The following is a 25,713-nucleotide window of genomic DNA, read 5'->3' on the forward strand; positions in this document are numbered from 1 at the left end:
TGTCTAGCCCTAGTCAGGGCTTCGGCGGTGGTGCCGCGCCGTGCGACCCGACGATCGCGTTGAGGATGTCCATCTGTGTTTTGACTTCTGCCGGGGACTTGCCGGGGTCGACGCTTGCCGCGTCGTTCTTTTGCCACGGCTGGCAGCCGTCTGTCTTGAACGTCTTGTCGGTGGGGTCGATTTGCACGACCTGAGGCTTCTTGCTCATAGCGTTGTCGACGATGTCGCTGCCGTTGGTCCGCTTCCAGTAGCAGGTATGGCCCTGCGCCGGTCCGGCTGACGTGTAGACGCCCGGCATGATGTCGGTTCCCACCGCGAAGGTGCCGTCATGGTCGATGGTCGTCTTGGGGCCAGACGTTGCCGCTTGTCCGGGCGGCGCTGCCTGTGCGGGCGGTCCCGGTAATGCGGGCGATCCCGAGGGGTCATGCGGTGCCGGCGTCGGCGTCGAAGGGTCGGCGCTGACGACGCCGGCGGACCCGGCGCAGGCGAGGATGACAGCGCCGACGGCGACGATCGCTGCTTTCTTCAGCACCATGAAACAGCAGCGTACGCCGTAGCGGAGGCTGCTGCTTATGCGGTCCTTGTGAGCAGGGGAAGGAGCACGCGACGGCGCATCGCGATGACGTCAGCGAAGTGCCGGAGCGCCTCGTGCACCGAGTCGACGACTGGAAAAGCGCCGTCCTCGTCGGTGATCCGCAGGATTTGCAATACCGCGCGACTTGGGACCAGCACCCACTCGACTCCAGCGCGGAAACATTCGTCATCGACGAGGTGCAATAAGGACACGGCTTGAGCAGAGAAGCAATCCACACCGCTGAGGTCGAAGACAAAGGGATTGTCCGGGAGGATGAAGCGCCTGCTGTACTCGCTGACGTGATCGAGGTTTCCGGCGTCGATGGCACCGCTGATCGTCACCACGGTGGCCAGATGACGACACTGCGTCCGAATCCGGGCCGCACCGCAGTCGAAGACGGGGTTGCGGTGGCGAGGCGTGAGGTCTGCCACCGCATTAGTCGAAACGGTCATGCGACTACCTCACTTCTCAACGGTGTTGCTGAAACGCTCGGTTGAGTGCGACCTCAACCTGATTCGAACGTTATGCGGCGAATCTAAGGTCACCGGCAGCAGTGCTTAATACTTTGCTAAGAAAGAACTTTCGGGTCTCGACGCCGCGGTGTTAGGGAAGCCGCCGAACTGCACCGGCGTAGCTAAGTGCGTGCTCGTAGGTTTCGAGGTTGTCGCGCGAGATTTTGGCGTGCACTGGGCGCTCGAAAAGAAAGCGCAGCACTGGGTTATAGGCGTGATAGTCCTCATGAAAAGTAAGCACCGTGGTGCCGTCGGGTTGTTCTTCGAGTTCGTGGTAACCCTCCGCGCGCGACCACAGCGGCTTCCCGATTGCGACATAGCGCGAAAGTTTGTTGAGCTTCGCCTCTGTCACGGTCTCGAACGACCGTCCCTTGCCGCCTGACATTAAGTACTTGGGCACGGCGAACACACATGTGCGGACCAAACCCTGACCGGCTTCGTCGCCTTCATGCAGAATCTCCATGCTGCCGGTGGGCCACTTGAGGACCCGTGGCCGTGGAGAGTTCGGCGGCGCCGGTGGGTGCAGCACTCGCCACACTTTTCCCGGCGGCGCATCGACATGGAATCGCACTGTGTATGAGCGCATCAGTGTTCTCCCCAGGTATTCCAGAAGGTGACGGTCTCCGCGGGTGGCCGAGATGCGGGTCGAAAGTGGCTGCCGATCGTGTACGCGACAGGGAACAGCGCAGCCTGCGTCACTGTCGCGGGTATCCCGAGCAGCTCGGCTACTTGCTGCTCCTTGGCCAAATGCATTGTGGTCCAAACGGATCCCAAGCCGCGGGAGCGAAGGGCCAGCAAGAAGCTCCAGGCGGCCGGGATGATCGATGCCCACGCCGATGCGGCAACCAGCCGGTCGCTTTCGTCAAAGCGACGCTGCAGGCACGGAATGACGTGGACAGGCACTTGGGCCAGTGTCTCGGTGAGGGCATGGGCGCTGCGATACACGCGTTTGGTCTGGGGATCGGTTTCGGTGGCCGCGGCGTGGGCGAGGTACTGGGCGCCGATGCTTCGGTAGATGTCGGCGATGGCGGCGCGCTTGTCGGCGTCGGTGATCACCAGCCAACGCCAGTCCTGGGCATTGCTCGCCGTCGGCGCCTGCATGGCCAGCCGCACGCATTCCAGGATCACCTCACGCGCGACCGGCCTGGTGATGTCGAGGCGTTTGCGCACCGCCCGGGTGGTGGTGAGCAATTCGTCGACCGAGGCAATGTCCACGGAAGCTCAGACGTCGATCGCGCAGGACTGGTCGATGCCGAGCACCGTCAGCGTGCGGCCCAGACCGAGGAACACCGCAATGCACAGCGTGAGGTCGAGAATTTCTGCGTCGGTGAACAGCTCGCGCATCCGCGCGATGAACGCGTCCTCAATCGCCGCATGGTCAGTGGCAAAGCGCTCGGCGTACTCGATGGCTAGTCGTTGCCGCGGCGTATAGCCGGGGTAGGTGTCGTAAGCGGCGACGTTCTCGTACAGCTCTGGCGCGATGCCAGCCTGCAGCACCGACGGGGCACGAAAGTCCGAGCACGCGATGCAGTCGTTGATCTGCGCGATGCGCATTCGGGCCAGTTCGCGTTCTTCCGGCGGGAGGATGCTCTGCTGGTAGGCGCCTTCGATCATCCGCTGCACCATGCCGCTGAGCTCTGGTCGCAATGTCCAGACCATCGCGGCCTCGCCACCGGGACCGTCGGGGACCTCAATCCGCGCCATGCCTGAGCAAACCAAATTCTGGGCGCAGCTGTCTAGATGCCGACGACGGCCGTGGACACGGCAGGTCATGCGGAATAACGTGCGGGAAGCGCGGGCGCGCAGCGCAGCCTGCTTTGGGAGGTCTCGGCATGCTGTTCATGCACGAGGTGCACAAGGTGCGTGGCCGTGCCGAAGACGACTTCGAGGCCACCTTCCGCGAAGGCTGGATGCCACTGCTGGGCGCCGGCGACGAGGCGCGGCTGTTGTGGTACGCCAACCACGCCCACGGCAGCGGCCCCTCCTACACCGTCGTCACCGTCACCGCCGTTCGCGACGGAACGGCCTGGGAACGCCTGGCACTGCGGGTGCAGAAAGGCGATCTGCGGCAATGGATGCGCGAGCTCGACGAACTGCGCTACGACGTCGAAGCCAAACTGCTGATGTCGCTGCCGTGGTCGCCGCTGCAAGACGTGCTGTTCGAGCAGGTTCCGGTCGATGGCCGCGAGCACGAGCTGACGCTCTACATGGAAGACACCATGTGGCCCTTCGCAAACAAGTTCACCGAATACATCGACCGCTGCGGTGAGGTGTACGCCAAGAGTCTCGACCGACCGGCTGCCATGCTCACCATCGAAGCTGCGTTCCGGCCGGCGCTGGGGAGCCGGCTGCGCCGAGAGGTAACGCTGATGCAGCGCATCAACCAACCCGAGGCTTTGTTTCACCTGCTCCGCACCGAGATTCCGCCCGAGCGGCGCGCTCCGGGAACCTGGATGCACGACGCACTCGACCTTCGCGATCAATGGACCAGCCGGCTGCTGCGGACCTCGTCATGGTCGCCCCTGTACTGAGCGCATGAACATCGGCACAATCGTCGACGCCCCCGCAGCCCGCGATCCCGACCGCGCTGCACTGATCATCGGCGGTCGCATCGTCAGCTACCGCGAGCTGGCAACCGCAGTGGACCGATGCGCCGCCGGCCTGGCCGCGAGCCGGCTGGCCGGCAAACGCGTTGCGGTAGTCGACACCGGAAGCCTGTTGTCGATTGCGGCAGTGGTGGGTGCGGCGCGGGTCGGCGCTGCCGCTGCGCTGATGAACCCCGCCCTGACACCGTCGGAGCTGCGGGCGCTGCTGGAACACGCTGGGTGCGCCGATGTCGGTGTCGCGGGGGAGGCGTACGCGGATCGGCTGCGCCAAGCGGGTGCGGCCAAGGCACTGACCGCATCAGACCTGTTGGCTCGCAACAATATTGGCAGGCTGACCGCCGAAAACGTCGACGATCGTGAGGCTTTAGTGTTATTCACCAGCGGCACCACGGGGCTGCCGAAGGCGGTCGGCATTACCCACGCGCAGTTGAGTGCACGGATCACCGGTTTCAGTACGGGTTTTCGGCCCGACGCGGAAGCGGCGGTCAGCATCATGTGCGTGCCGTTCTTCCATGTCGGTGGCGCACTGGGCATGCTCGGCAGCCTGTACTCGGGCAATACGTCGGTGGTGCAAGACCGGTTCGACCCAGGAGAGTGGTTGCGCCTGGTGCAAGAGCATCGGGTGAGCACCGCGTTTCTGGTGCCAACGATGCTGCAGCGGATCCTCGACCATCCCGACTTCGCCCGCACCGACCTCAGCTCACTCGTCGCGATCGCGTACGGGGCGGCTGCTGCGCCCGTCGCACTGGTGCACAGAGCCATGGAGGCGTTGCCGAATGTGGCTTTTGCCAACGTCTTTGGGCAGACGGAGACCCTGGGTGCCTACACCACGCTGTCGCCCGACGATCACCGCGATCCCAATCGGGTGGGATCGGTAGGCCGGCCACTGCCCGGGGTTGACGTGCGGGTGGTCGACCCCGATACGGGCATGGACGTCGAACCGGGAAATGTCGGCGAACTCTGGGTCAACACCAGCCAGAACGTGACGGGCGGCTGGCTGCATACCGGTGACCTCGCCCGCCAGGACCGCGACGGCTACATCTATCCCGCCGGCCGGCTGACCGATACGATCAACCGCGGGGGAGAGAAGTTCGGGCCGATCGAGGTCGAGGACGCCATCCGCACCCACCCCGCGGTCCGCGATGTGGCCGTCGCGGGGATCGCCGACGACGAGATGGGCCAGCGGGTGGGTGCCGCTGTGGTGGTGCGAACGTCCGTGACGCTCAACGAATTGCGCTCGCACTGCCGTGAGCGGATCGCCTATTTCAAGCTGCCCGAACGGCTGGTGATCGTCGACCACATTCCCTACAGCGAAACCGGCAAGGTCAACCGCCGTCAGCTCGCCGCGTTGATCGCGGACAAAGCCTGAGCCAAGAGGAGTCGTCGTGCTGTTCCTTCACGAAACCCACCGGGTGATCGGCGCGCGTGAAGACGATTTCGAGGCGGCCTACCGAGACGGCTGGATGCCCACGTTGGCCAAGGGCGACGATGCTCGGCTGCTTTGGTACACCAACCACGCCCACGGCTCCGGGGTGTCCTACAACGTCGTCACCATCACCGCCGTCACCGACGGCGCGGCGTGGGAGAAACTGGCCCGCCGCACCGACTCCGGGGACCTGGCGCCATGGATGCGCGAGCTGGACAACCTGCGCCACGAGGTGACCGGCAAAATCTTGCTGCCGGTCGAGTGGTCACCGCTGCAGGAGGTCGATCTGGCGAGTGTCCCCACCGACGGTGCCACACACCCGCTGAGCTTGTTCATGGAGGACACCGGCTGGCCCTACGCCCCGCTGGACGACTACATCCGCTCCTGGGATGAGATCTACTACCGGCCGCTGTCCCAGGCGCCGCCGGGTATGCGGTTGCTCGACATTCAAGCGTGCTTCCAGGTGGCGCACGGCACCTACAAGCGACGGGAGGCCATGCTGTGGCAGAAAATCGATCCGTCTGACGACTATGCGGCGCTCGTGCACCTGCTGACCACCGACCTGCCGTCCGAACGGCGCGGGCCGGGCAGCTACATGTTCGAGGCCTTGAAGTATCGCGACCAGTGGGAGAGCCGGCTGCTGCGGACTTCTGCGTGGTCGCCGCTGTACTGAGCGCGGGTATCGCCATCGAGAAGTTTCCGATCGGGCTGGCCGCGACGCTGCGCGAGCTGGAGGAAGATCCGCACCCGCTGCTGGCACGGCTGCGGGCAGCCGAGCCCGTGACGTGGCTCGAGGCAGTGGGCGGATGGTTGATCACGAGGTACGACCTTGCGGTGCGGGTATTGCGCGATCCCGCCACGTTCACCGTCGACGATCCCCGCTTCTCCACCGCGAGGGTGGTCGGGCCCAGCATGCTCTCGTTCGACGGCGCCGCCCACGGACGTCACCGTGACGCTTTTGCGCGACCCTTTCACCCGGCGCGCGTCCGCGAGCGGTTCACCCCGTTCATCGAGGCGCAGACGGACCGGCTGATCGCCGCGATGGAACCGACTGGCCGCGCGGAGTTGCGCCGGCAGTTCGCCGGTCCGCTCGCGGTTGCAGTCGTCACGGAAGCGCTGGGACTGCCAGGCGTCGACACTGATGCGGTGTTGAGCTGGTATGCGGCGATCGTGGCGGCGGTGTCGGATGCGACGGGCGGCCGGCCGGTCAATGCGGCAGGCGCGGAAGCGTTCGGCCGGCTGCGGTCCGTCGTGCTGACGTCGTTTGACGACCCGCGGTCACTGTTGGCCGAGGCGGCACGGACACCCGACGGCCTCGGTCCCGACGAGGTGGCGTCCAACGCGGTGGTGCTGATGTTCGGCGGTGTCGACACCACCGAAGGGATGATCCTCAACGCGGTCCGGCATTTACTTGCTGACAGCGAGGCGCTGGCTGCCGTCCGCGCGCAAAGCGACCTCTTGCCCAACGGGATCGAGGAGTCGATCCGCCTCGAGCCTGCCGCCGCCTCTGTCGACCGATACGCCACCTGCGACGTCGAGCTGGAAGATGCACACATTCAGCGCGGTGATCTGGTGGTCGTATCGCTTGCCGGGGCCAACCGCGATCCGAGCGTCTTCGCCGAGCCCGACCGGTTCGACGTCTACCGGGCCAATGCGCGGCTGAATCTGGCTTTCGCTCAGGGAGCGCACTTCTGCCTAGGCGCTCAGCTCGCCAGAACCGAAACCACCATCGCGGTCGCCCGACTCCTGGATCGCCTTCCCGGCCTGCGCCTCGCCGATGAACAGCCGAATTCGCCGCGCGGCTTGGTGTTTCGCAAACCGCCGCTTCTGCACGTGCGTTGGGCCAGTAAGTTCTAGCGGGCGATGAAGTCGACGGACGGCGTCGGCTAATCCGTTGAGCCAGGCCGAGCTTCGCGCCTACAGCGCAAGTTGCGGCTCACGATCGGGCGTCGCCTCGGGAACAGCCGGCGCGCGCCACAGCCATGCCGCGGTGCACATCAGCACCGCGAGGAAGACGAAGACGTAGGTGCCGGGAACGATAGCGTTCCAAACTCCGCCAGGCCGCAGGGAAAGCACGCTCGCCTCGCGGATGTCGCCGCCCGGCGCAGAGGTGAACCAGCCCGCGAGGAGGGCGGCCAACAGCCACAAGGTCCACGCCGCATACCTGCTGCGCAGGATGTACGCCCGATACCCCAGGTGCACCATCAGCGGTGCGAACCACACCCAGTGATGGCTCCAACTGAATGGCGAAACGGCTGCCGAAGCCATTCCCACCAGCGCGATCCCCAGTACGGCATGGCCACGCCGGTATGCGATCGCAGCCAGCGCCACGGCAATAACAGCCAGCGCAACGGATGCCCCAGTGGCCAGCACAGCGGGACAGTGAAGACGATGCAGCAAGCCCTCAACAGTGGTATTGGAAAACGGATCGTGTGAAATCCGGCGGACGTCGCGAAAACCCCGCCGCAGCCAGTAATAATTGGATTCCCTTGGCAGCACAGCGAATCCGACGACGACGGTGGCGACGAATGTCGCGGTGGCCACCATTGCAGCACGCAGCCGCCCGATCGCGGCCAAGTAGATGATGAACAAGGCCGGGGTCAACTTGATCCCGGCCGCCAGCCCGATTCCAATTCCCGCCCACTTGCGCTGCGCAGGCCCGAGCAGATCGGCGACGACGATCGCGAGGATGGCGATATTGATCTGTCCGAGCTGCAGCGAAAGCCGAAACGGTTCCAGCCATGCGACCAGGCCCACCAACAGCGCGGTGATGCTCCACAATCCGTTCGCCGGGGTGACGTCCAGCGACTTGAGCATGCGCCATACCACGTAGATCACCAGGACGCACATGACCAGCAACCACAACGCCTGGGCCGAGACTTCGACCATGAGGGCCAGTGGGAAAAAGCAGAGCGCGGCAAACGGTGGGTAAATGAAGAGCAACTCTCTCGGATTGCCGGTCAATCCGATCGAGTAGAGGTCCAGCCCGTCTCGAACGCGCATTGCACCAAAGCGGTATACCTGCAGGTCGACTTGCACGGCCTGCCGAGGCCAGTGCACGTACACCACGGCGTAGAGCAGTAATGCGACCGCCAACACCAAGGGACCGCCCCAGCGAACCCACGGCGACACCATTCGGGATGGTTCGACGGCAGGTCGTCGCTCGGTTGCCGGTGCAGATACGCTCATGAATGATCCAGGGTAGCGATTGGCGCATGGTGGCGAGGCGGAGAGTTGCCGCACTGGCGATGGTGATTGCAGCCGGCGCGCTGGCCCCGCAGTGCACCGCCGCGCCGTCACCCCCGACAGCACCGTCGCCTCCTGCACAACCGCCAACCTCTCGAGCGACATCTGCTACCGCGCCGCCGGCACCGCCCGCTACGACGGTTCGCCCCGTCACCGCAGCCGAGCTGGGCGCGAGCTGGCGGCCGGATTGCCCCGTCGAACCGGGACAGTTGCGGCGGGTGGCGGTGAACCACATCGGGATGGACGGGCAGACGCACCGCGGCGAGCTGATCGTGAACGAAGAGCTGGTGGCAGAAGTCATCGCAGTCTTCGACCAGCTCTACCAACAGCGGTTTCCCATCGAGAAGATCCGTACCGTCGACCACTACCCGGCTGCAGCTGACGAACTATCGATGGAGGACAACAACACGTCGGCGTTCAACTGCAGGCGCATCCGGGGCAGCGTCGACTGGTCTCTGCACGCGTACGGGCGAGCCATTGACCTCAACCCGCTTCTCAACCCGTCCGTCGACCCCAGCGGCACATTCGAACCCACGAACGCGGTGGCATACCTGGACCGCAGCCGCACCGATCCGGGGATGCTGCACGATGGCGATCCAGCCACGCATGTCTTCACCGATCGGGGCTGGCGGTGGGGCGGTTATTGGAAGTCACCGATCGACTACCAGCATTTCGAGCGGCCCTGATCGCGCAGAATGCACGACACCCCGCGAGCCGTGAGGACTCGCGGGGTGTCGTTCAGCGGTTATTGATCAGTGCAGGTCGAATCGGTCGAGGTTCATCACCTTGTCCCAGGCAGCGACGAAGTCGCGCACGAACTTCTCCTGCGCGTCGTCGGCGCCGTAGACCTCCGACAAACCACGCAGCACCGAATTAGAGCCGAAAATCAGGTCGACAGCGGTCGCGGTCCACCTGAGCTCGCCGGTTGCCCGGTCGCGAACCTCGTAGACGTTTTCCGTCGATTCGGAAACCTTCCACTCCTTGTCCATGTCGAGCAGGTTCACGAAGAAGTCGTTGGTCAACGTCTCGGGCCGGTCGGTGAACACACCATGCTTGGTTTGGCCATGGTTCGTGCCCAACGCCCGCATGCCGCCGATCAGCACCGTCATCTCCGGGGCGGTCAGGTTCAACATGTAAGCCCGGTCCACCAGGAAATGCTCCGGCGACACCTTCTCGCCGGCCCGCACATAATTGCGGAAGCCGTCTGCCTTCGGCTCCAGTACCGCGAACGACTCCACGTCCGTCTGCTCCTGCGAGGCGTCGGTGCGCCCAGGCGCAAACGGGACGGTGATGTCGAATCCGGCCTTCTTCGCCGCCTGCTCGACCGCTGCACAACCACCCAGCACGATGACATCCGCCAGCGAGACCTTCTTGCCGCCGGAGAGCGAGCTATTGAAGTCCTGCTGCACCCGCTCAAGCACGGGCAGCACCTTGGCGAGTTCGGGCGGGTTGTTGACCTCCCAATCCTTTTGCGGCGCAAGGCGAATCCGAGCGCCGTTGGCCCCGCCTCGCTTGTCGGTGCCACGGAAGCTCGCCGCCGACGCCCACGCGGTGGTGACCAGCTGGGAGATCGACAGTCCCGATTCCAAGAGCTTGCCTTTGAGCGCGGCGATGTCCGCCTCGTTGATGAGTGCGTGATCGACCTCAGGCACGGGGTCTTGCCACAGCTGCGGCTCCGGAACCCAGGGACCCAGGTAGCGGGTAACGGGCCCCATGTCGCGGTGCAGCAGCTTGTACCAGGCCTTGGCGAACTCCTCCTCGAGTTCCTCCGGGTGGTCGAGCCAGCGACGGGTGATCTTCCCGTAGATCGGATCCATCCGAAGCGACAGGTCGGTCGTCAGCATGGTCGGCTTACGCTTCGTCGACGAGTCGAACGGGTCGGGGATAACCGGTTCGGCGTCCTTGGCGGTCCATTGCCAGGCACCCGCAGGACTCTTGGTCAGCTCCCACTCGTACTTGTACAGCGTCTCCAGGTAGCTGTTGTCCCACTTCGTCGGCGTGGGTGTCCATACCACCTCAAGGCCGCTGGTGATCGCGTCCTTGCCCACGCCGGTTCCGTAGGCGCTCTTCCAGCCCAGGCCTTGCTGTTCTATCGGAGCGGCCTCGGGTTCGGGACCGACGAGGTCGGCGTCGCCGGCGCCGTGGGTCTTGCCCACTGTGTGGCCGCCGACGATCAGCGCAGCGGTTTCGACGTCGTTCATCGCCATCCGGCCGAAGGTCTCCCGGATGTCGATCGCCGCGGCCAGCGGATCCGGCTTGCCGTTGGGTCCTTCGGGGTTGACGTAGATGAGGCCCATCTGGACATTGGCCAGCGGCTCTGCAAGTTGCCGTTCGCCGCTGTAACGCTCGTCGCCGAGCCAGGTGTCCTCGGGGCCCCAGAACATCTCCTCGGGTTCGTAGATGTCCTCGCGCCCGAAGGCGAAGCCGAATGTCTTGAACCCCATGGACTCATAGGCACAGTTGCCGGCGAAGATGATCAGGTCGGCCCAGGAGATTTTCTTGCCGTACTTCTTTTTGACCGGCCAGAGCAACCGGCGCGCCTTGTCGAGGCTGGCGTTGTCGGGCCAACTGTTGAGCGGAGCGAAGCGCTGAGCGCCTTCGCCGCCGCCACCGCGCCCGTCGTGGATGCGGTATGTGCCCGCGGCGTGCCAGCTCATCCGGATGAAAAGCGGCCCGTAGTGGCCGTAGTCGGCGGGCCACCAGTCCTGCGACGTGGTCATCACGTCGAAGATGTCGCGCTTGAGCGCCTCGACGTCGAGCTTCTTGAACTCCTCCGCGTAGTTGAACGCCTCGCCCATCGGGCTGGCCTGGGGCGCGTGCTTCTTCAGAACCGAGAGATCCGGCTGGTTCGGCCACCAGTCCCGGTTCGTCATCGGCCGATGCGCCGTCGGGGTGGGAGCCTCGATGGCTGGGTTTTCGCTTTCGGACACTGGGTCTTCCTTTCGGGGTTAGGTGAATCGGTGATCAGGACGTCGAACAGTCGGGGCAAATGCCCCAGTAGATGACCTCTGCCTCGTCGAGGTCGAAGCCGTTGTCGCCAGACGGGGTCAGGCAGGGCGCTTCGCCGACGGCGCAGTCGACGTCTGCGATGGCCCCGCAGGACCGGCAGACGAGGTGGTGGTGGTTGTCGGCGACGCGCGATTCGTAGCGGGCAACGAAGCCGGACGGCTGGATGCGCCGCACCAAGCCCACCCGGGTCAGCGCGTGCAGGACGTCGTACACGGCCTGGCGGGACACCCTAGGCAAGCCGGAGCGCACGGCTTCGTAAATCGTCTCCGTGTCCGCATGTGGATGCGCCTCGACGGCCTCGAGCACCGCAACTCGGGGGCGCGTTACCCGCAAATCAGCCATACGCAGCTGTTTCGCGTACTCCGGCCAGGAGGGCACAAGAAAAATATGACCCCTTTTCTGGACTCAGTCAAGACTTTGTCTGGTTGGTCGCGGGGATGCAGGGCCGACGGCCCGCGGGTCGACCCTGAAGTGCATCGGCCGAGCGCCCTGAGAGCAGACCGAGTATGCGCCACCACAATTCGCAGCCGGGACAGATCAGCGAAATACGTGCCCGCGCAAAGTAATCCACGCCAGCTCCGGAGAAGCAGCCGCTCGGATAATGGCCGGCAGCAGTAACTGATCCGCTTTCGGGGCCCACTTTGCCCGATAAGCCACACCGGATCCCTTGCACGGCAATGCCGCGGTCGCGCTGTTACTCTGCTTAGGCTGCCGGTGCCACGTCGCGGGTCGGCGAAGCGCCCGGTCAGCCGAACTGAAGGCGAACGAACAGCAGAGTCCACATGGAATGAGCATCGTGCGCAGCGGAGAAATCAAAGCTCTTACCGGACTGCGCATCGTCGCCGCAGTATGGGTGGTGCTGTTTCACTTCCGGCCGATGCTGGGCGATGCGTCGCCCGACTTCCGGGACGCGCTGGCGCCTGTGCTCAACTGCGGTGCGCAGGGCGTCGACCTCTTTTTCATCCTCAGCGGCTTCGTATTGACCTGGAACTACCTGGAACGCATGGGCCGCAGCTGGTCGGCGCGCGCCACCGCACACTTTTTGTGGCTGCGGCTGGCCAGAGTGTGGCCGGTGTATCTGGTCACATTGCACCTAGCGGCGCTGTGGGTGATCTTCACTCTCCATGTCGGTCATGTGCCATCGCCCGATGCAAGTCAGCTCACGGCAGTCAGCTATGTGCGCCAGATCCTGCTCGTGCAGCTGTGGTTTCAGCCGTACTTCGACGGCTCGAGTTGGGACGGACCGGCCTGGTCGATCAGCGCCGAATGGCTGGCCTACCTGCTGTTCGGTCTGCTGGTTCTGGTGATCTTCCGGATGAAGCACGCTACGCGGGCGCGGACACTGATTTGGCTGGCCGTCGCCGCGTCGCTGCCGCCGGTGGTTCTGTTGTTGACCAGCGGCCAGTTCTACACGCCATGGAGCTGGTTGCCCCGGATCGTGACGCAGTTCACCGCGGGTGCGCTGGCCTGTGCCGCAGTGCGCAGATTGCGGCTCACCGATCATGCGCGCCGCGTGTCCGGGTACCTTTCGCTGCTTCTCCTAGTTCTCATGGTGGGCGTCCTCTACTGGTTCGACGCGCATCCGATATCCGGCGTCGTGGAGAACGACAGCGGCGGGGTGGTCGACGTGCTGTTCGTTCCGCTGGTGATAACGCTGGCGATCGGCGTCGGCAGCCTGCCGAGGGTGTTGTCAACCCGGGTAATGGTTTACGGGGGCCAAATCTCGTTTTGCCTGTACATGGTGCACGAGCTGGTGCACACCGCATGGGGCTGGGCGGTGCAACAATTCGAGCTCACGCTGCAAAGCAGCCCATGGAAATGGAACGTGATCGGCCTGCTCGCAATCGCGCTGGCCGTGTCAATCCTGCTGTATCACTTGGTCGAAGAGCCCGCCCGTCGGTGGATGCGCAGGATGGTCGACGTCAAGGATGCGAGGCGGACGACGTCGATCGACCACCTGTGGGACCCGGTGAATACCGAACTCGAAGCTATCGACGGTGTCCTGGCGGCTCAGCCGACGGCGGTTTCGGTGCGCGCCGTGTGACGCTTGCCTGAGCACGCCAATTATGCTGTGCCAGGCAGTCTCTCAGCTAGAGTTCTAACGCGTTATTCGCTATGCCCCTAGGGTGGCTGTAGTAGCGGTGCGTGACAACGCGATCGCATTGGCAGTGGAGGTAACAGTGAGTCGGGTGGCCACGTTCGTCATCTGCCTCACCGTATTGGTCGTGATTGCCGTCGACCATGCAGCGCCGGTGACGCGCTACCAGATGGTGAGCCGCAGCTCACCGCCAAACCACATCGCGGTAATCGGCGACTCTTATACCACCGGCACAGACGAAGGCGGCCAGGGGCCGAAAGCATGGACGGCTCTGGCCTGGCAGACGCTGTCCCACCAGGGGGTGCAAATTGTCGCCGACGTGGCAGCCGAGGGTCGGGCCGGCTATGCGGTTCCCGGCGATCACGGCAGCATTTTCGAGGATCTCACAGCGCGGGCTGTCAAGCCCGACGACGTGTTGGTGGTGTTTTTCGGCTCCCGCAATGACCAAGGCGTCGATCCGAATCAGCTAGCCGACACGGCCCGCAACGCTTTCGATCTGGCACGCCGCATCACGCCGTCCGCCAGGCTCCTGGTGATTGGGCCGCCGTGGCCAACCGCCGACGTGCCCGGATCCGTGCTGCAGATTCGTGACGTCCTCAACGGTGCCGCGCACGGCGTTGGCGCATCGTTCGTCGACCCGATCGCCGACCGCTGGTTTGTTGACCGGCCTGATCTGATCGGACCTGACGGCGTGCACCCAAACGACGCGGGACACGCATACCTGGCCGACAAGATCGCCCCGATCATCGGCGCACAGTTGCCTCGGCGGCGCTGAGCGGCGTCCCGAAAGGCCGGTCGCCAGTGCGTGTTTAAGGCCGCGCGCGAATGGCCTTACGGCGGCGTTGCACCACTCACGAAAATCGCACAGCTTCGACGATTAAATCGTGCGACGGACACTTGCTCCGTTCCGACTTGTAGGCACGTCCTGGGCGGGATGATCGTCGAAGCAATGCCACGGTCACCCAATCCGGTTGGACAGCAAGGAGGTAAGTCAGATGACCGATGCAAACCCAACCCAGGTCAGGGTCGTGCAGCCGGGCGAGGGCGACACCGTGGCGCTCCCGGGTTTTGGGGCCGTGTTCAAGCTGTCTAGCCGCACGAACGGGGGCGAGGTGGCGATAGTCGAGCACCCATTCGAAGTCGGATCGATCACCGCGCCGCATATGCACACCCGTGAAGACGAGCACTCGATCGTGCTAGCCGGCGAAATCGGCTTCCGGTCCGACGACAGCGAGGTGGTCCTGGGCCCGGGCGGCTACATCACCAAACCGCGTGGGCAAATGCATGCGATGTGGAACGCCGGCAGGGAGCCGGGCCGCATTATCGAAGTCATCACTCCCGGCGGGTTCGAAAACTACTTCCGAGAACTGAGTGAACTGCTGATGTCCCATGCAGATGATCCGTCTGCTCCCATGCTGCATGAGTTGCCCGAATTCGCTGAACTGGCAAAGAAATACGGCCTAACCTACGGAGTGCCGGACTGGCTGGACGATGTAGTACGCCGATACGGTCTCCAACGGCGCACCCACTGACGTAGCCGTGATGCCGTAATCGCTGACCGCGACTGTCATTACGTTTTATGTTGGTGCAATCCGGGTACAGACGAGCGGGCTTGAAACAGTGCGAGCTCCCGATGAGAGTGAGGGTCTCATGAAAACGCAGCCGAGAATTGCGATCGCGCTGTGCAGCGGTGCGGCCGTGCTTTCTTTGGCGGTCGGATGTGGCGGCGGCGGTAAGGGTGGACACACAAGCACGACCACCACGACCACCACTACTACCACGACGACGAGCGTCAGCCCGGCGCCATCAGCGCCGGCGCCCGGCGGGCCCGGCGGCGGTGGCGGTGTTCCAGGAGGTCCCACCGGTGGCGGTGGACCGGGCGGCGGAGGCGGCGGCATTCCCGGCGGTCCCACTGGTGGTGGTGGCCCCGGCGGTGGGGGTGGCGGCGTTCCCGGCGGTCCCAGCGGCGGCGGTGGCCCCGGTGGCGGCGGCGGTCAGATCCCCGGCGTAGGCGGTGGCGGCGGCGGCCCCGGCGGTGGTGGCGGATGCATCAACGGCGTCGGATGCGCCGGGTGGCCGTGATCGCGCGCTGCGGCCACAGGTAAAAGGATCAGTTGGGCTTATCCCGGTCTGATTTCTCTCAGGCCGGGCAAGCTCAGCTGCAGTCATATTGACTGACTGGCTAGTTGCCGCCCTTTTTGACCTCGAGGACTCGCTTACGCAGGCCGTCCGTGGCTGTCTCCATCAGGCCTTTGGCTCCTCGCTTGATCAAAAATCCGGGCACCGGAACGTTGAGGTCGACAGTGAGCTCGAAACGGACCCGGGTGGAATTGCCTTCCGGAACCAATGTGTAGCGGCCGTCCTGTGCCCGTTGTTGTTTCGAGCTCACCAGTGTCCAGCTCACCCCGTCATCGTGAACGGAATAGGCCAACACCTGTTCATCGCTGATACCCACCAGCTTGACAACCTGCCGTGACTTGCTCGGGTGACCCTGGTCGTCGCGCTCGAGGATCTCCACTCGTTCATGAACGGAGGACCACTGGCTGAGCGACTCGAGGTCGAACAGCACGTCCATGATCTCTTCGGGTGTTGCCTCGATGACCACTTCGCGGGACTCGGTGACAGCCATGGCACGACATTAGCCAAGTGCGGCTGCTCCGAAACCCACTGCTATCTGTTGCTCACTGCTGGTGTCGATTGACAGGGAGCCGGGTAACACCTAATCCGTGCTGCAGACCATGGAGTTGACGGTTCTCGACCCCCGCACCGGCGAGACCGTGAGCCGGGTGCCGGTCGCCAGTGCCGCTAACTGTGATCACGCCGTCGCGCGGGCCCGCGCGGCGCGTGCTGCATGGGCTCAGACATCGGCCGCCGAGCGGGCTGCCGCGGTGAGAGCGGCAGCGTCCGACGTCCGGGCAGCGGCCGACGAGCTCGCCGAGCTGAACGAACGCGAAACCGGCAAGCTCCGGGAGGACGCGCTGGGCGGCGTGCAGGCCGGCGCCGATACGCTCGCGCAGTACGCCGAGCTTGGGCCGTTGCACCGCGGTCGTAGCCTGCAGGGCAGCTGGAGGGCAACAGATCTGATGGTTGCCGAGCCGCGCGGTGTCGTGGCGGTGCTGACTCCCTGGAACGACCCGGTCGCGGTGGCCGCCGGGCTTCTGGGTGCCGCCGTGGTCACCGGAAACACCGTGGTGCACAAGCCAAGTGAACGCTGTCCCCGCACAGGCCGGCGGTTCGCCGAACTGCTGGCAGCCCACCTACCCGATGGTGTGCTCGAGATTCTCGACGGCGATGGCGACGTCGGTGCGCGGCTGACCGCAGCCGAGCAGGTCGATGTCGCGGCCCACGTCGGAAGCACTGCCACCGGTCGAGCGATCGCCCGCGTGTGCGCCGAGCGCGGCGCTAAAGCACTGCTGGAGAACGGCGGCAATGACGCGTTGATCGTCGATGCCGGCGTCGAGCCCCGCTGGGCGGCCGAGCAGGCCGCGCTCGGGGCGTTCGCCAACGCCGGGCAGATTTGCGTTTCCGTGGAACGCGTCTACGTGGTGGAGTCGGCGGCAGATGCGATCATCGACGCACTGATCGCCGAAGCCCGCACGTGGGCCGACCGAATCGGTCCGCTGGTGGACGAGCGGCACCGTGAGCATGTCCACCGACACGTGAGCGACGCGCTGGCACGGGGAGCGAAGGTGCTGGCCGGCGGTGAGCCATCGCCCGGCCCCGATTGCTTTTACCCGCCGACGGTGCTGGGCAATTGCACCCCGGACATGCTGGTGTTCTGCGAGGAGACGTTCGGCCCGGTTGCCCCACTGCGAGTTGTGCCCGACTTCGATACCGCCCTGACAGAAGCCGCCGACGACCGCTACGGCCTTGCCGCTACCGTGCTGACCCCCGACATGGCGCATGCGCAGGACGCCTGGCGGACCTTACCGGTGGGCACGGTGAAGATCAACGCGGTGTTCGGCGGCGCCCCGGGCGGGGCGTCAGAACCGCGGCGGGCCAGCGGGAGCGGATTCGGATTCGGCCCGGAGCTGCTCGACGAGATGACCGCGATGAAGGTGGTGCACTGGTCACCACCCGGCGGCTGAGCGGGGCCCGTCAGCCCTCGCGCAGCGCGACAAGCTGTCGCATGTCGGCGAGGCCCTGTTCCTGAGCGTCGCCCAGAAAGCTCGGCAGAGGTGCTCGCACTTCGGGTAGCACCTCGTGCTCCAGGAGCGCCTGCAGCGCCGCCTCTTTGCCGCTGCGGCCAGCCTGGTTGTCGACCTCTTGTGCTCCCAAAGACGTTGAATAGTCGTAAAATTCGCGCTCGATTGGGCGCGACGTGTCGATGTCCATGCCGCCGGGCTTCCAATACGAGTACTGGGCGAGCTTGGCATCACGGGTCCGCACCGCCGCGATGTGACTCGGTGACGAGGTGGGGATTTTTGTCGGCAAATCTGACCCGAACACGGCACGGGTGTTGGGGGACTTCAACAACGTGGCCATCTCCTCCACCGACATGTCGTCGGTGACATGCGCGATCCACGGCCGGCCGTGCGCCGCTGGGTTTTCGGCGATGCCCGCGAGGTCGGCGCGGCCGGCCAGGTAAGAGTAGCGGGGTTCGGCGCGCCACCCGTTGCCGCCGTGAGCGATGGTCAGCAATAGCGGGGCCAGATCGACGCTGGAGGTGAGCTGGGCACGCGTTTCTCCTGGTTTGGGAGTGAGATGCCCATGCGGGTCCCGAATGAACAGCGGCACCCGGATTGCCTCTTCATAAGCCGCCGCCCCCTTGCCGCGCAGACCGTGTGAGCCCGCGTACTCACCGTGATCCGAGGTGAACACGACGACGGTGTTGCGGTCAATCGCCGGGTGTGCGGCGAGTTTGTCGAGCACCCGCCCGATTTGGGCGTCCACCTGCTGTTGTAGCCACAGATACATGTCCAGGCAGCGGGCCCACTGGGTTGCGACATCGGGTCCCGAATACGTCAGCATGCCCGTCAACAGCGGAGACATGAAGTTCATGAAGTCGATCTGCAGCTGCGGCTTACCGCGCCGACGTAGGTCATCAGGTGTCTCGAAGTTGACCGGGCCGGCGTCAAACCAGTGCGGAACACTTTCGGGCAACGGGTTTTTCGGCCACCAGCAAATGTCGTGCGGATTGACCAGTGACACAGTGGTGCACCACGGCCCGTTGCCGGCGTTTGCGTCCAACCATCCGCAGAATTGGTCCACGATGCTGGGATCCTTCTGCAGCCCCTGATTGGGCGAGCCGTTGGGTGACGGAAAGGTTCCACCGGAAAAACCGTGTGCCTCAAGGCCTTCCGACGTCACGTCACCCGAGTGGCCGAGATGCCACTTGCCCCACCACCATGTGTGATAGCCTTGCTGCCGCAGCATCGTTCCCCAGGTGGGGAACTTCGGCGCCAGGCTCGACTCGGTAGGCCCTTCTCCGGTGAACAGACACCCGGTTTGATGCGAATACAAACCGGTAGTCATCACGCCACGCGACGGCGTGCACATATTCGAAGCCGTGTAGTGCGACTCGAAAGAGACGCTGCTGCTTCTCAATCGACCGATATTGGGCAGTATCGCGTCGAGTTTGTGAGGCTCCGGAAACCACTGGGGCGCACGCATCTGATCGACAACGATCACCAAGATGTTGGGCTTGTTACCCCCACCTAGGGCCGAATCGCTCCGGCCTGGCTTGTGCAAAAACCCATAACCACCGACTCCGACCGCGGCGGCACCCGCCGTGATCGCAGCACCCGCCAACAGCGTCCGACGATTAGTGATCGCCGCTAGCCTTCCTTGCGGATCAACCGCCACAGCGCCTTGCGGTCGGGCGCCAACAGCTCCTCGATGCGGGGTTGATTCACGTCGGCGACGATGATCTCGCCAACCTCTTGGTGAACGTCACGGAAGATGCCGTGGGACTTCATCTTCTCGGTCTGATAGAGGTTGTCCTCGGTCGGCGTGACGTAGTGCACGGCGGTGGCCTTGAAGCGGTGCACCAACCAAAGGTGGATCAAGGTCATCAGGCGCTTTTGACGCAACTTCTCTTCGAAGGTGTTCTGGTCGCGCACCGTGAGAATCGTGCTCGCGCGCCGGTCTTGGAAGGGCGCGAAGATGACGTTGGCCAGTTCTTCCTCGCCTTCGCCGAAGATACCGAGCTCGAGCAGCTCTGAACCAGCGCGGTGCGGTCGCAGCTGTACGCGGAGCTTCTCGTCGAGCTTGTAGTGCTCGCTCCACATCGCCAGCCATTCCTCCAGCAACTTCTTGGGCACCTCGGTCTGCACGAGGTGTTGGTGCTGGGTCGAACCCTTGCCCATGGCCTTGGTGGTCGCGGTGCGCCCAGAGGTGGCCAGCAGCGCAGCGTCGGCGCGCGGGCCGCCCGCCAGGGTTTGCGGTGTGCGGTAAGGCGACTCGACCAGGCGCAGCTGGCGCTGCAGGCGGGCCAACGCCAGCATGCCGTCCTGCCGCAGCGCCGTGGCGAACTCCTCGGCGGCAAGTCCGTCGATCTGGTGTCCGCCGTAGGTGATGAAGTTGAAGACGAAGCCCATCTTGCCGAGTTCCTCGGGGAAGGCCCGCATCTGCTCGTCGGTCATGCCGGTGGTGTCCCAGTTGAATGACGGGGAGAGGTTGTAGGCCAGCATCTTGTCCGGGAACTGGGCATGGATCGCGTCAGCGAATTGCTTGGCGTCGGCGAGATCAGCGGTCTTGGTCTCCATCCACAGCAGGTCGGCGAATGGCGCCGCGGCCAGCGACTTGGCGATCGCATACGGTATGCCGCCGCGGACCTGGTAGTAGCCTTCGGGCGTCTTCGCGCGCTCGCAGTCCCATCCGGCGTCGGCGCCGAGCTCTCGCGCCTTCTCGCGTGCTTCGTAGAGCGAAGCTGTTTTGGCGAACTCCCGCCACTCGGCCGCGCTCATCTCGGCCGGTTCGCCCTCGCTCTCGCGGAATTCGAGCAGATCCGCGACGGCTTCGCCGTAGGTCTCCAGCCCGGCGTCGTCCTCCCAGGCTTCGACAAACCGGGCCTCGACTTTGTCGAACAAGGCATCAACCGACTGCTGCCCGTTCTTCTGCCAACCCGTGGCGGCCTCGTTGACCAGCTGCAGGATGCCTTGGCGCTCAAGCCAGGCGTCAGCGGCGGCGTACTCGCCTTCGGGAAGGGCGTAGAGGAAGTGACCGTTGAGCTCTTTGACTCCCAGGTCATAGAAGCGTCGCATCAGTGCCAGCCAACAGGACTTGTACGACGGGATCTTAAGGTTGGTGGCGCCGAGCAGGAAGGGCTGGTCGCGCTCGTCGGCGCGGCTGTCGATCAGGTTGCCCGCCTCGGCATCCGTGCGTGCCACAATGATGCCCGGTACGCCCATGACGTCGAGCTGGAAGCGAGCGGCGTTGAGTCGCTTGATCTGCTCGTCCGATGGCACCAGAACCTTGCCGCCCTGATGGCCGCACTTCTTGGTACCCGGGCGTTGGTCCTCGATGTGGTATCCCGGCACGCCGGCCTCGACGAAGCGCCGAATCAGGTTACGCACGTGCGGGTCACCGCCGTGGCCGGTGTCGGCGTCGGCGATGATGAACGGACGGAAGTCGATAGCCGGTGTCGCGGCGCGTTCGGCTTCGCTCATGCGAAGGCGCTGGAACTGCTGATTGCGGTCGGCGGTCAGCAGCGCGCGGACCAGCCCGGCGGCCTCATCCGGCACTTGGCTCAGGGGGTAGCTCGCCAGGTCGGGCCCGGGATCCTCGCTGGTGGAGCCCTTGGCAGACGTCGCCCAACCGCCGAGGTAGATGCCCTCGATGCCCATCCGCTTCATGGTTACGGCCTGGCCAGGGGAGTAGGGGCCGAATGTCGTGATGCTTTTGCCTTGGGCGAACAGCTCGCGCAGGCGGGCGTAAAACGCCGTCGCTGCTTCTCGTGCCACGGTGTAGTCGGTGGGGATGGTGCCGCGTTGCTCTACGACCTGGCGGGCCGAGTAGAGGCGAAGTATTCCGTCGAACCGGGGGTTGTCGAAGTACCGCTGGGTGGCGGCGACTTGCTGTTCGAACGGTGAGCGGGCCTCTGCGTCCGCTTCGATGGTGGTGGCCATGGGTTTACGCTCCTGTCCAGCGCGGTTTCCCCGACGATACGATGCGAGTCTATCCCTTTGGCCATTGATGCCGACTTTTTGCTACCCGCTAGTAGGTCTCGGCAGGCCACCAGTCCGCGGCCGCCAATTTGACCGCGCTCGCCACTGACGAGTCTGATGGCGCGGTAGTTTCGCGTCGTGCCCGAGCTCATGAATCGTCAGATCGTGCTGCGTCGCCGCCCCAGCGGACTCGTCCAGCCCGGTGACACCGAACTGATCACCGCGCCCGCACCCGAGCCGGCCGAAGGCGAGGCGCTGCTTCGCAACACCTATATCGGCATCGACGCCGCCGTGCGCACCTGGCTCAACGACCAGCCCGGCTACCTGCCGCCGGTGCAGCTGGGCGAGGTGATCCGGGCGGCGGGGATCGGTGAGGTGGTGGCGTCGCGCTGTGACGCCTACACGATCGGTGACGTCGTCACCACGCTGTCGGGATTTCAGGAGTACGTGATCATTCGTGACGACGTGTTCAGCACGCCGATCCCCGACGCGAAGGACCAGCTGGCGGTGATGTCGGTGTACGGCCCGACCGGCGCTACCGCCTACTTCGGCATGACCAACATCGGCAAGCCGACGCCTGGTGAGACGGTGGTGGTGTCAGCCGCTGCAGGCGCGACGGGGTCGGTGGCGGGCCAGATCGCCAAGATCGCCGGCGCCCGAGTGGTGGGCATCGCGGGCGGACCGGAGAAGTGCCGAGTCGTGGTGGAAGAGTTCGGCTTTGACGCGTGCATCGACTACAAGCAGGGCAACCTGGCGGCCGCGCTCAAGCAGCACTGCCCGCGCGGCGTCGACGTGTACTTCGACAACGTCGGCGGGCCGATCCTCGACGCGGTGCTGGGCCGGCTCGCGCACAAGGCTCGGGTCGTACTCTGCGGCGTCATCTCCAGCTACCTGACCGGCGAGCATCCGGGGCCGGCGAATTACGTCAACCTGCTGGCCAAAACTGCTCTCATGCAAGGGTTTAACGCCCTGGAAATGTGGGATCGCTTCGACGAAGCCTTCGCCGATCTCCGCCGCTGGGAGCAGGAAGGCAAACTCGTGCACCGCGAGACCGTCTTCGACGGCTTAGAGTCGTGCGTCGACGCGCTCAACGGGCTGTTCACCGGGGCCAACATCGGCAAGATGCTCGTCAAAGTCGGCGAACCCACGTCGGCGTGAGTGCTGCTATCCGTCGATCGCCCCGGAAATCCCACGCTCGATGCTTGCCTGCGTCGCGGGCGGCAACACAATCAGACCGTCAAGTTCTTTGCGGGCAAGGTCGTACGCCCGCTGACGTTCGGGTGCGGTGGCTGCTGGGTCTGATGCCACGCGCAGCAGATTGCGAGCGCGCGCGATCCGCTGCTGTCCTTCTTGGGAGAAGTCGTTGCAGCGTCTCCGGATGGCTTCGGCCTCAGCCGCTTTGAATGCGGTTACATAGTCCTCGACAGCGGCGAGATACTGCGCTGCAGCCTCGCGATCGTCGACGAGATCTTCAGCCTTTGCCGGGCGCAGGAACTCTGCTCTGAGCTTGGCCTTGTGGAAGGCGACGGTGAGCGGCTCACGCATGTCGGTCATGAGCGGAAAGTCCAGCAGTTTGGCTACGTCGAGTTCGTATTCCAGCCACCGTGCGTCCGTCCGGCTGTGCTCCTCGAGGACGCGTTTGATCGAGCTCCACTGGGCGACTTGGCTACCGCCGGCACGTCCGAGGTCCACCGACTCCGCCCGGCTCGCTCGGTCAGGCTCGCTGGCCTCCATACGTCGACGCTGGCCGGCCAAGAATGCCTTGACTCCGGCGATGATCACGCCGGCCAGCGGCACCAGCACCAGCAGCAGCTCCGCAAGCCGGAACAGTAAGCCCATATGGCGAGGATGCCACCGTCACCCTCAAACCCACACGTACAAGCGCGGGTTGGCCGGACCGCGCCGCGGTGCATCTCGCGGAAAGGAAACCGGTGTATCAAATCCGGCGAGCCTGACGGTGATCGCCGATGAATCGGCGGAGACGGCGACGATCGTGCCGATGTCGTATCTCTGTTCGCCGTCCCACTTGATGGTGGCGCGCTGCCCGAGGTGGTGCGCAGAAAGATCCTCGGGCGCCACTTCGGTCGGCTGCGAGGACGACGGCGACGGCCCGGCATCCATCTGCGCATGGGTTGGCACTCGGCCAGAATCCGCCGACCACGCCACGTCGTCGCCGAAGTACTCGACGTCGTCGCTGCTGCGCTCGACTCGATGCACCGACTTGGTCCTCTCCGGGGAAGGCCCGTCGTCCACCCAGAGCTTCCACCCCGGGGGAGGCGGCGGCCATGACGGGTCCGGCGACCAGTCAGGTGGCGGCACCCAACCTTCAGGTGGCTTGGGCCAATTCGGGGGAGGGTTGTAGCGCATCAGCAGTCACCGCCCCAAGTCGAAGATCCGAAACTAACCAACCATATCTCCGCGGCGGCGGTGCGCCTCTTTCATGTACTACGACGCGCCGCAAGGTTTAAGGTTCGGGCAACTCAATGTCAAAGGGGACCCTGATGGGCAAGCTCAGGTTCGGATATTTCATGGCACCGTTCCACCGTCCGGGCACGAATCCGACACTGGCCTTGCAGCGGGATCTGGACTTCGTCGAACACATCGACGCGCTGGGCTTCGACGAAGTGTGGATCGGTGAACATCACTCCGCGGGCAGCGAGATCATCAGCTCACCGGAGATCTTTATCGCCGCGGCTGCGCAACGAACCAAGCGGATCCGCTTGGGCACCGGGGTCATCTCGCTCGCCTACCACAACCCGCTGTGGGTTGCCGATCGGCTGATGCTGCTCGATCACCTGACGCACGGTCGGGTGATCGGGGGCGTAGGACCGGGTTCGCTGCCCACCGATTCAGCGATGATCGGGTTGAACCCGACCGACACCCGCGAGCTGCTGGAAACCAACCTCGACATTCTGGTCCGCCTGTTGGCCGGTGAGAGCGTGACCGCCAAGACCGCCACTCACGAGCTGTTCGGCGCGAGGCTGCAGCTCGGCCCGTATTCCGAGGGCGGGATTCCCCTGGCGGTGGCGGCGGTCGCCTCGCCGACGGGCGCCAGGCTGGCCGGCAAGCACGGCATTGGCCTGCTGTCCATCGGCGCGACACTGAGCATCGAGGGTTTCGACGCCCTGGCCTACCACTGGGGCATCGTCGAGGAGCGTGCGGCGGCCTTCGGCAAGCAGGTCGACCGCAGCGACTGGCGGCTGGTCGGACCCTTCCACATCGCTGAAACCGACGAGCAGGCCCGCGCCGACGTGAAATTCGGCATCGAGCCGTGGTTTCACTACTTTCAGAAGGTGGCCGCATTCCCGCAGATGACCATGCCAGGGGATCAGCTCGACGAGATGATCGACATCATCAACAACGCTGGCGCCGGTGTGATCGGCACGACGGAGCGGGCGCGCGCACAGGTGCAGCGGCTGTGGGATCAGTCGGGCGGATTCGGCTGCATGCTGCAGATGGCCCACGAATGGGCCAACCCGGCGGCGACCAAGCGATCAGCGGAGCTGTTCGCCGCCGAGGTGATGCCGCACTTCCAGGGCCAGGCGCAACCGACGCTCGACGCCGCTGCGCGAGCCAGCGAAGTACGCGAAGACCTCGCGCAGACCCAACTGCAGGCCATCGATCACATGACCAAGAAGTACCAAGACGAAGTCGGGCCGAAATAAAGGACTTTCGGAAGGTGGTGGGGATGTTATCGGGCCGTTGCGGCTCAGTCGCGTTAAAGTGATCGTCTATGACGATCCCGGCGAACCTATGGACTGACGAACGGGGTAGGAGACGGCATCGGCTGCCGGGGCGGGATCAAGTACTCAGCCGTAGACGGGCACGACAAATGAGCCGACGCTTCGCCGACGTCGGCGTCGGGATCCCCGCAGTGCGGCTTCAGGCGATAGCGGCGGGTGCCCCCGCCGCGTCCAGCGAGTTGGTGGACGTGCAGTTTGCGCTCGCCGCCAGCCAGATACAGCGCGAGGAGCGCGTCGCCAAATTCCACCGCACCCGACGTCGCGGCATCCAATGTCTCTTGGTGGCGGGCCTGATCCTCGCAGCACTGAATCTGCTGTTGTGCATGGCCTACGTATTCATCAGCCTGGTCCTGCACGAGCCGCCGTTCTGACCGACTCGTGGATAACCCGT

Annotated in this window: 26 protein-coding genes; 12 read left to right on the plus strand and 14 right to left on the minus strand. The window is 64.8% G+C overall.

Annotation, left to right across the window (positions count from 1 at the left end; translation table 11 throughout):
* Nucleotides 1-13 precede the first annotated feature (13 nt).
* The 5 genes from G6N15_RS23375 to G6N15_RS20765 form a co-directional block, all read right to left on the minus strand.
* Nucleotides 14-535 carry a hypothetical protein gene (locus tag G6N15_RS23375; RefSeq protein WP_083087005.1) on the minus strand — a complete coding sequence of 174 codons (522 nt, stop codon included), beginning with the start codon at nucleotides 533-535 and terminating at the stop codon, nucleotides 14-16.
* Between the two features lie 35 nt (nucleotides 536-570).
* Complete coding sequence (locus tag G6N15_RS20750; protein ID WP_083087004.1) at nucleotides 571-1,026, minus strand: STAS domain-containing protein; 456 nt, start codon at nucleotides 1,024-1,026, stop codon at nucleotides 571-573.
* 151 nt (nucleotides 1,027-1,177) lie between these two features.
* Nucleotides 1,178-1,672: an SRPBCC family protein gene (locus G6N15_RS20755; protein WP_083087003.1), complete on the minus strand. Its 495-nt coding sequence runs from the start codon at nucleotides 1,670-1,672 to the stop codon at nucleotides 1,178-1,180.
* Nucleotides 1,672-2,301: a nitroreductase family protein gene (locus tag G6N15_RS20760; protein ID WP_083087002.1), complete on the minus strand. Its 630-nt coding sequence runs from the start codon at nucleotides 2,299-2,301 to the stop codon at nucleotides 1,672-1,674. The genes G6N15_RS20755 and G6N15_RS20760 overlap by 1 nt, the downstream gene beginning before the upstream one ends.
* A gap of 6 nt (nucleotides 2,302-2,307) precedes the next feature.
* Nucleotides 2,308-2,790: a carboxymuconolactone decarboxylase family protein gene (locus tag G6N15_RS20765; protein ID WP_083087001.1), complete on the minus strand. Its 483-nt coding sequence runs from the start codon at nucleotides 2,788-2,790 to the stop codon at nucleotides 2,308-2,310.
* 128 nt (nucleotides 2,791-2,918) lie between these two features.
* Between G6N15_RS20765 and G6N15_RS20770 the strand changes: the two genes are divergently transcribed.
* The 4 genes from G6N15_RS20770 to G6N15_RS20785 are packed head-to-tail and all read left to right on the plus strand — an operon-like array spanning nucleotide 2,919 to nucleotide 6,975.
* Nucleotides 2,919-3,617 (plus strand): P-loop NTPase family protein, encoded by a 699-nt coding sequence (locus tag G6N15_RS20770; RefSeq protein WP_083087000.1) that lies wholly within the window; start codon nucleotides 2,919-2,921, stop codon nucleotides 3,615-3,617.
* Between the two features lie 4 nt (nucleotides 3,618-3,621).
* Complete coding sequence (locus G6N15_RS20775) at nucleotides 3,622-5,061, plus strand: class I adenylate-forming enzyme family protein (protein ID WP_083086999.1); 1,440 nt, start codon at nucleotides 3,622-3,624, stop codon at nucleotides 5,059-5,061.
* A 16-nt stretch (nucleotides 5,062-5,077) separates the two neighbouring features.
* Nucleotides 5,078-5,791 (plus strand): hypothetical protein, encoded by a 714-nt coding sequence (locus G6N15_RS20780; RefSeq protein ID WP_083086998.1) that lies wholly within the window; start codon nucleotides 5,078-5,080, stop codon nucleotides 5,789-5,791.
* A complete protein-coding gene (locus G6N15_RS20785) occupies nucleotides 5,743-6,975 on the plus strand; it encodes a cytochrome P450 (protein WP_232070291.1) in 1,233 nt (410 codons plus the stop codon). Before G6N15_RS20780 ends, G6N15_RS20785 begins: the two co-directional genes overlap by 49 nt.
* 60 nt (nucleotides 6,976-7,035) lie before the next feature.
* Here the strand turns inward: G6N15_RS20785 and G6N15_RS20790 are convergent, their stop codons facing one another.
* Nucleotides 7,036-8,307: a glycosyltransferase 87 family protein gene (locus G6N15_RS20790; RefSeq protein WP_232070292.1), complete on the minus strand. Its 1,272-nt coding sequence runs from the start codon at nucleotides 8,305-8,307 to the stop codon at nucleotides 7,036-7,038.
* A gap of 2 nt (nucleotides 8,308-8,309) precedes the next feature.
* Between G6N15_RS20790 and G6N15_RS20795 the strand changes: the two genes are divergently transcribed.
* Nucleotides 8,310-9,050 carry a M15 family metallopeptidase gene (locus G6N15_RS20795; RefSeq protein WP_408632412.1) on the plus strand — a complete coding sequence of 247 codons (741 nt, stop codon included), beginning with the start codon at nucleotides 8,310-8,312 and terminating at the stop codon, nucleotides 9,048-9,050.
* A 66-nt stretch (nucleotides 9,051-9,116) separates the two neighbouring features.
* Here the strand turns inward: G6N15_RS20795 and katG are convergent, their stop codons facing one another.
* Together katG and G6N15_RS20805 are read right to left on the minus strand one after the other, a co-directional pair.
* A complete protein-coding gene (gene katG / locus G6N15_RS20800; protein ID WP_232070495.1) occupies nucleotides 9,117-11,237 on the minus strand; it encodes a catalase/peroxidase HPI in 2,121 nt (706 codons plus the stop codon).
* A gap of 91 nt (nucleotides 11,238-11,328) precedes the next feature.
* Entirely contained in the window at nucleotides 11,329-11,751 is a 423-nt protein-coding gene (locus G6N15_RS20805) for a Fur family transcriptional regulator (protein ID WP_083086995.1), read from the minus strand.
* A gap of 409 nt (nucleotides 11,752-12,160) precedes the next feature.
* On the opposite strand from G6N15_RS20805, the gene G6N15_RS20810 reads away from it, so the two are divergent.
* From G6N15_RS20810 to G6N15_RS20820, 3 genes are all read left to right on the plus strand, one after another.
* Nucleotides 12,161-13,417, plus strand: coding sequence for an acyltransferase family protein (locus G6N15_RS20810; protein WP_083086994.1), 1,257 nt, complete (start codon nucleotides 12,161-12,163; stop codon nucleotides 13,415-13,417).
* A gap of 136 nt (nucleotides 13,418-13,553) precedes the next feature.
* Nucleotides 13,554-14,246, plus strand: a complete 693-nt coding sequence (locus G6N15_RS20815; protein WP_083087044.1) for an Rv0518 family GDSL lipase — start codon at nucleotides 13,554-13,556, stop codon at nucleotides 14,244-14,246.
* A 220-nt stretch (nucleotides 14,247-14,466) separates the two neighbouring features.
* Nucleotides 14,467-15,003 (plus strand): cupin domain-containing protein, encoded by a 537-nt coding sequence (locus G6N15_RS20820; RefSeq protein WP_083086993.1) that lies wholly within the window; start codon nucleotides 14,467-14,469, stop codon nucleotides 15,001-15,003.
* Nucleotides 15,004-15,277: 274 nt separating this feature from the next.
* On the opposite strand, the gene G6N15_RS20825 is transcribed toward G6N15_RS20820, so the two are convergent.
* A complete protein-coding gene (locus tag G6N15_RS20825) occupies nucleotides 15,278-15,640 on the minus strand; it encodes a hypothetical protein (RefSeq protein ID WP_163747865.1) in 363 nt (120 codons plus the stop codon).
* A gap of 13 nt (nucleotides 15,641-15,653) precedes the next feature.
* Nucleotides 15,654-16,100: an SRPBCC family protein gene (locus tag G6N15_RS20830; protein WP_083086992.1), complete on the minus strand. Its 447-nt coding sequence runs from the start codon at nucleotides 16,098-16,100 to the stop codon at nucleotides 15,654-15,656.
* A 109-nt stretch (nucleotides 16,101-16,209) separates the two neighbouring features.
* Here G6N15_RS20830 and G6N15_RS20835 point away from each other — a divergent pair, with 109 nt between their 5' ends.
* On the plus strand, nucleotides 16,210-17,559 hold the full coding sequence (locus G6N15_RS20835) for an aldehyde dehydrogenase family protein (RefSeq protein ID WP_179961843.1): 1,350 nt from the start codon (nucleotides 16,210-16,212) through the stop codon (nucleotides 17,557-17,559).
* A gap of 10 nt (nucleotides 17,560-17,569) precedes the next feature.
* Here the strand turns inward: G6N15_RS20835 and G6N15_RS20840 are convergent, their stop codons facing one another.
* Entirely contained in the window at nucleotides 17,570-19,243 is a 1,674-nt protein-coding gene (locus G6N15_RS20840) for a sulfatase-like hydrolase/transferase (RefSeq protein ID WP_083087042.1), read from the minus strand.
* Nucleotides 19,244-19,248: 5 nt separating this feature from the next.
* Nucleotides 19,249-21,540: an isocitrate lyase ICL2 gene (gene aceA, locus G6N15_RS20845; protein ID WP_083086991.1), complete on the minus strand. Its 2,292-nt coding sequence runs from the start codon at nucleotides 21,538-21,540 to the stop codon at nucleotides 19,249-19,251.
* Between the two features lie 177 nt (nucleotides 21,541-21,717).
* Between aceA and G6N15_RS20850 the strand changes: the two genes are divergently transcribed.
* On the plus strand, nucleotides 21,718-22,737 hold the full coding sequence (locus G6N15_RS20850; RefSeq protein ID WP_083086990.1) for an NADP-dependent oxidoreductase: 1,020 nt from the start codon (nucleotides 21,718-21,720) through the stop codon (nucleotides 22,735-22,737).
* Between the two features lie 6 nt (nucleotides 22,738-22,743).
* Here G6N15_RS20850 and G6N15_RS20855 read toward each other — a convergent pair whose 3' ends face one another.
* Together G6N15_RS20855 and G6N15_RS23380 are read right to left on the minus strand one after the other, a co-directional pair.
* Nucleotides 22,744-23,418: a hypothetical protein gene (locus G6N15_RS20855; RefSeq protein WP_083086989.1), complete on the minus strand. Its 675-nt coding sequence runs from the start codon at nucleotides 23,416-23,418 to the stop codon at nucleotides 22,744-22,746.
* 24 nt (nucleotides 23,419-23,442) lie between these two features.
* Nucleotides 23,443-23,946 (minus strand): hypothetical protein, encoded by a 504-nt coding sequence (locus G6N15_RS23380; RefSeq protein ID WP_083086988.1) that lies wholly within the window; start codon nucleotides 23,944-23,946, stop codon nucleotides 23,443-23,445.
* Between the two features lie 134 nt (nucleotides 23,947-24,080).
* Between G6N15_RS23380 and G6N15_RS20865 the strand changes: the two genes are divergently transcribed.
* A complete protein-coding gene (locus G6N15_RS20865) occupies nucleotides 24,081-25,244 on the plus strand; it encodes an LLM class flavin-dependent oxidoreductase (protein ID WP_083086987.1) in 1,164 nt (387 codons plus the stop codon).
* Nucleotides 25,245-25,411: 167 nt separating this feature from the next.
* Nucleotides 25,412-25,693, plus strand: a complete 282-nt coding sequence (locus tag G6N15_RS20870) for a hypothetical protein (RefSeq protein WP_232070294.1) — start codon at nucleotides 25,412-25,414, stop codon at nucleotides 25,691-25,693.
* The last annotated feature ends 20 nt before the right edge of the window (nucleotides 25,694-25,713 follow it).

Source organism: Mycobacterium noviomagense, assembly GCF_010731635.1.
GTDB classification, from domain to species: Bacteria; Actinomycetota; Actinomycetes; order Mycobacteriales; family Mycobacteriaceae; genus Mycobacterium; species Mycobacterium noviomagense.

Bases quoted from the DNA above. Each gene is read 5' to 3' on its own strand.
- aceA (WP_083086991.1), bottom strand. From the start codon at position 21,540: ATGGCCACCACCATCGAAGCGGACGCAGAGGCCCGCTCACCGTTCGAA.
- katG (WP_232070495.1), bottom strand. From the start codon at position 11,237: ATGACGAACCGGGACTGGTGGCCGAACCAGCCGGATCTCTCGGTTCTG.
- G6N15_RS23380 (WP_083086988.1), bottom strand. From the start codon at position 23,946: ATGCGCTACAACCCTCCCCCGAATTGGCCCAAGCCACCTGAAGGTTGG.
- G6N15_RS20795 (WP_408632412.1), top strand. From the start codon at position 8,310: ATGATCCAGGGTAGCGATTGGCGCATGGTGGCGAGGCGGAGAGTTGCC.
- G6N15_RS20750 (WP_083087004.1), bottom strand. From the start codon at position 1,026: ATGACCGTTTCGACTAATGCGGTGGCAGACCTCACGCCTCGCCACCGC.
- G6N15_RS20775 (WP_083086999.1), top strand. From the start codon at position 3,622: ATGAACATCGGCACAATCGTCGACGCCCCCGCAGCCCGCGATCCCGAC.
- G6N15_RS20870 (WP_232070294.1), top strand. From the start codon at position 25,412: ATGAGCCGACGCTTCGCCGACGTCGGCGTCGGGATCCCCGCAGTGCGG.
- G6N15_RS20755 (WP_083087003.1), bottom strand. From the start codon at position 1,672: ATGCGCTCATACACAGTGCGATTCCATGTCGATGCGCCGCCGGGAAAA.
- G6N15_RS20790 (WP_232070292.1), bottom strand. From the start codon at position 8,307: ATGAGCGTATCTGCACCGGCAACCGAGCGACGACCTGCCGTCGAACCA.
- G6N15_RS20810 (WP_083086994.1), top strand. From the start codon at position 12,161: ATGAGCATCGTGCGCAGCGGAGAAATCAAAGCTCTTACCGGACTGCGC.
- G6N15_RS20835 (WP_179961843.1), top strand. From the start codon at position 16,210: ATGGAGTTGACGGTTCTCGACCCCCGCACCGGCGAGACCGTGAGCCGG.
- G6N15_RS20865 (WP_083086987.1), top strand. From the start codon at position 24,081: ATGGGCAAGCTCAGGTTCGGATATTTCATGGCACCGTTCCACCGTCCG.
- G6N15_RS20770 (WP_083087000.1), top strand. From the start codon at position 2,919: ATGCTGTTCATGCACGAGGTGCACAAGGTGCGTGGCCGTGCCGAAGAC.
- G6N15_RS20830 (WP_083086992.1), bottom strand. From the start codon at position 16,100: ATGGCTGTCACCGAGTCCCGCGAAGTGGTCATCGAGGCAACACCCGAA.
- G6N15_RS20825 (WP_163747865.1), bottom strand. From the start codon at position 15,640: ATGACTGCAGCTGAGCTTGCCCGGCCTGAGAGAAATCAGACCGGGATA.
- G6N15_RS20765 (WP_083087001.1), bottom strand. From the start codon at position 2,790: ATGGCGCGGATTGAGGTCCCCGACGGTCCCGGTGGCGAGGCCGCGATG.
- G6N15_RS23375 (WP_083087005.1), bottom strand. From the start codon at position 535: ATGGTGCTGAAGAAAGCAGCGATCGTCGCCGTCGGCGCTGTCATCCTC.
- G6N15_RS20855 (WP_083086989.1), bottom strand. From the start codon at position 23,418: ATGGGCTTACTGTTCCGGCTTGCGGAGCTGCTGCTGGTGCTGGTGCCG.
- G6N15_RS20820 (WP_083086993.1), top strand. From the start codon at position 14,467: ATGACCGATGCAAACCCAACCCAGGTCAGGGTCGTGCAGCCGGGCGAG.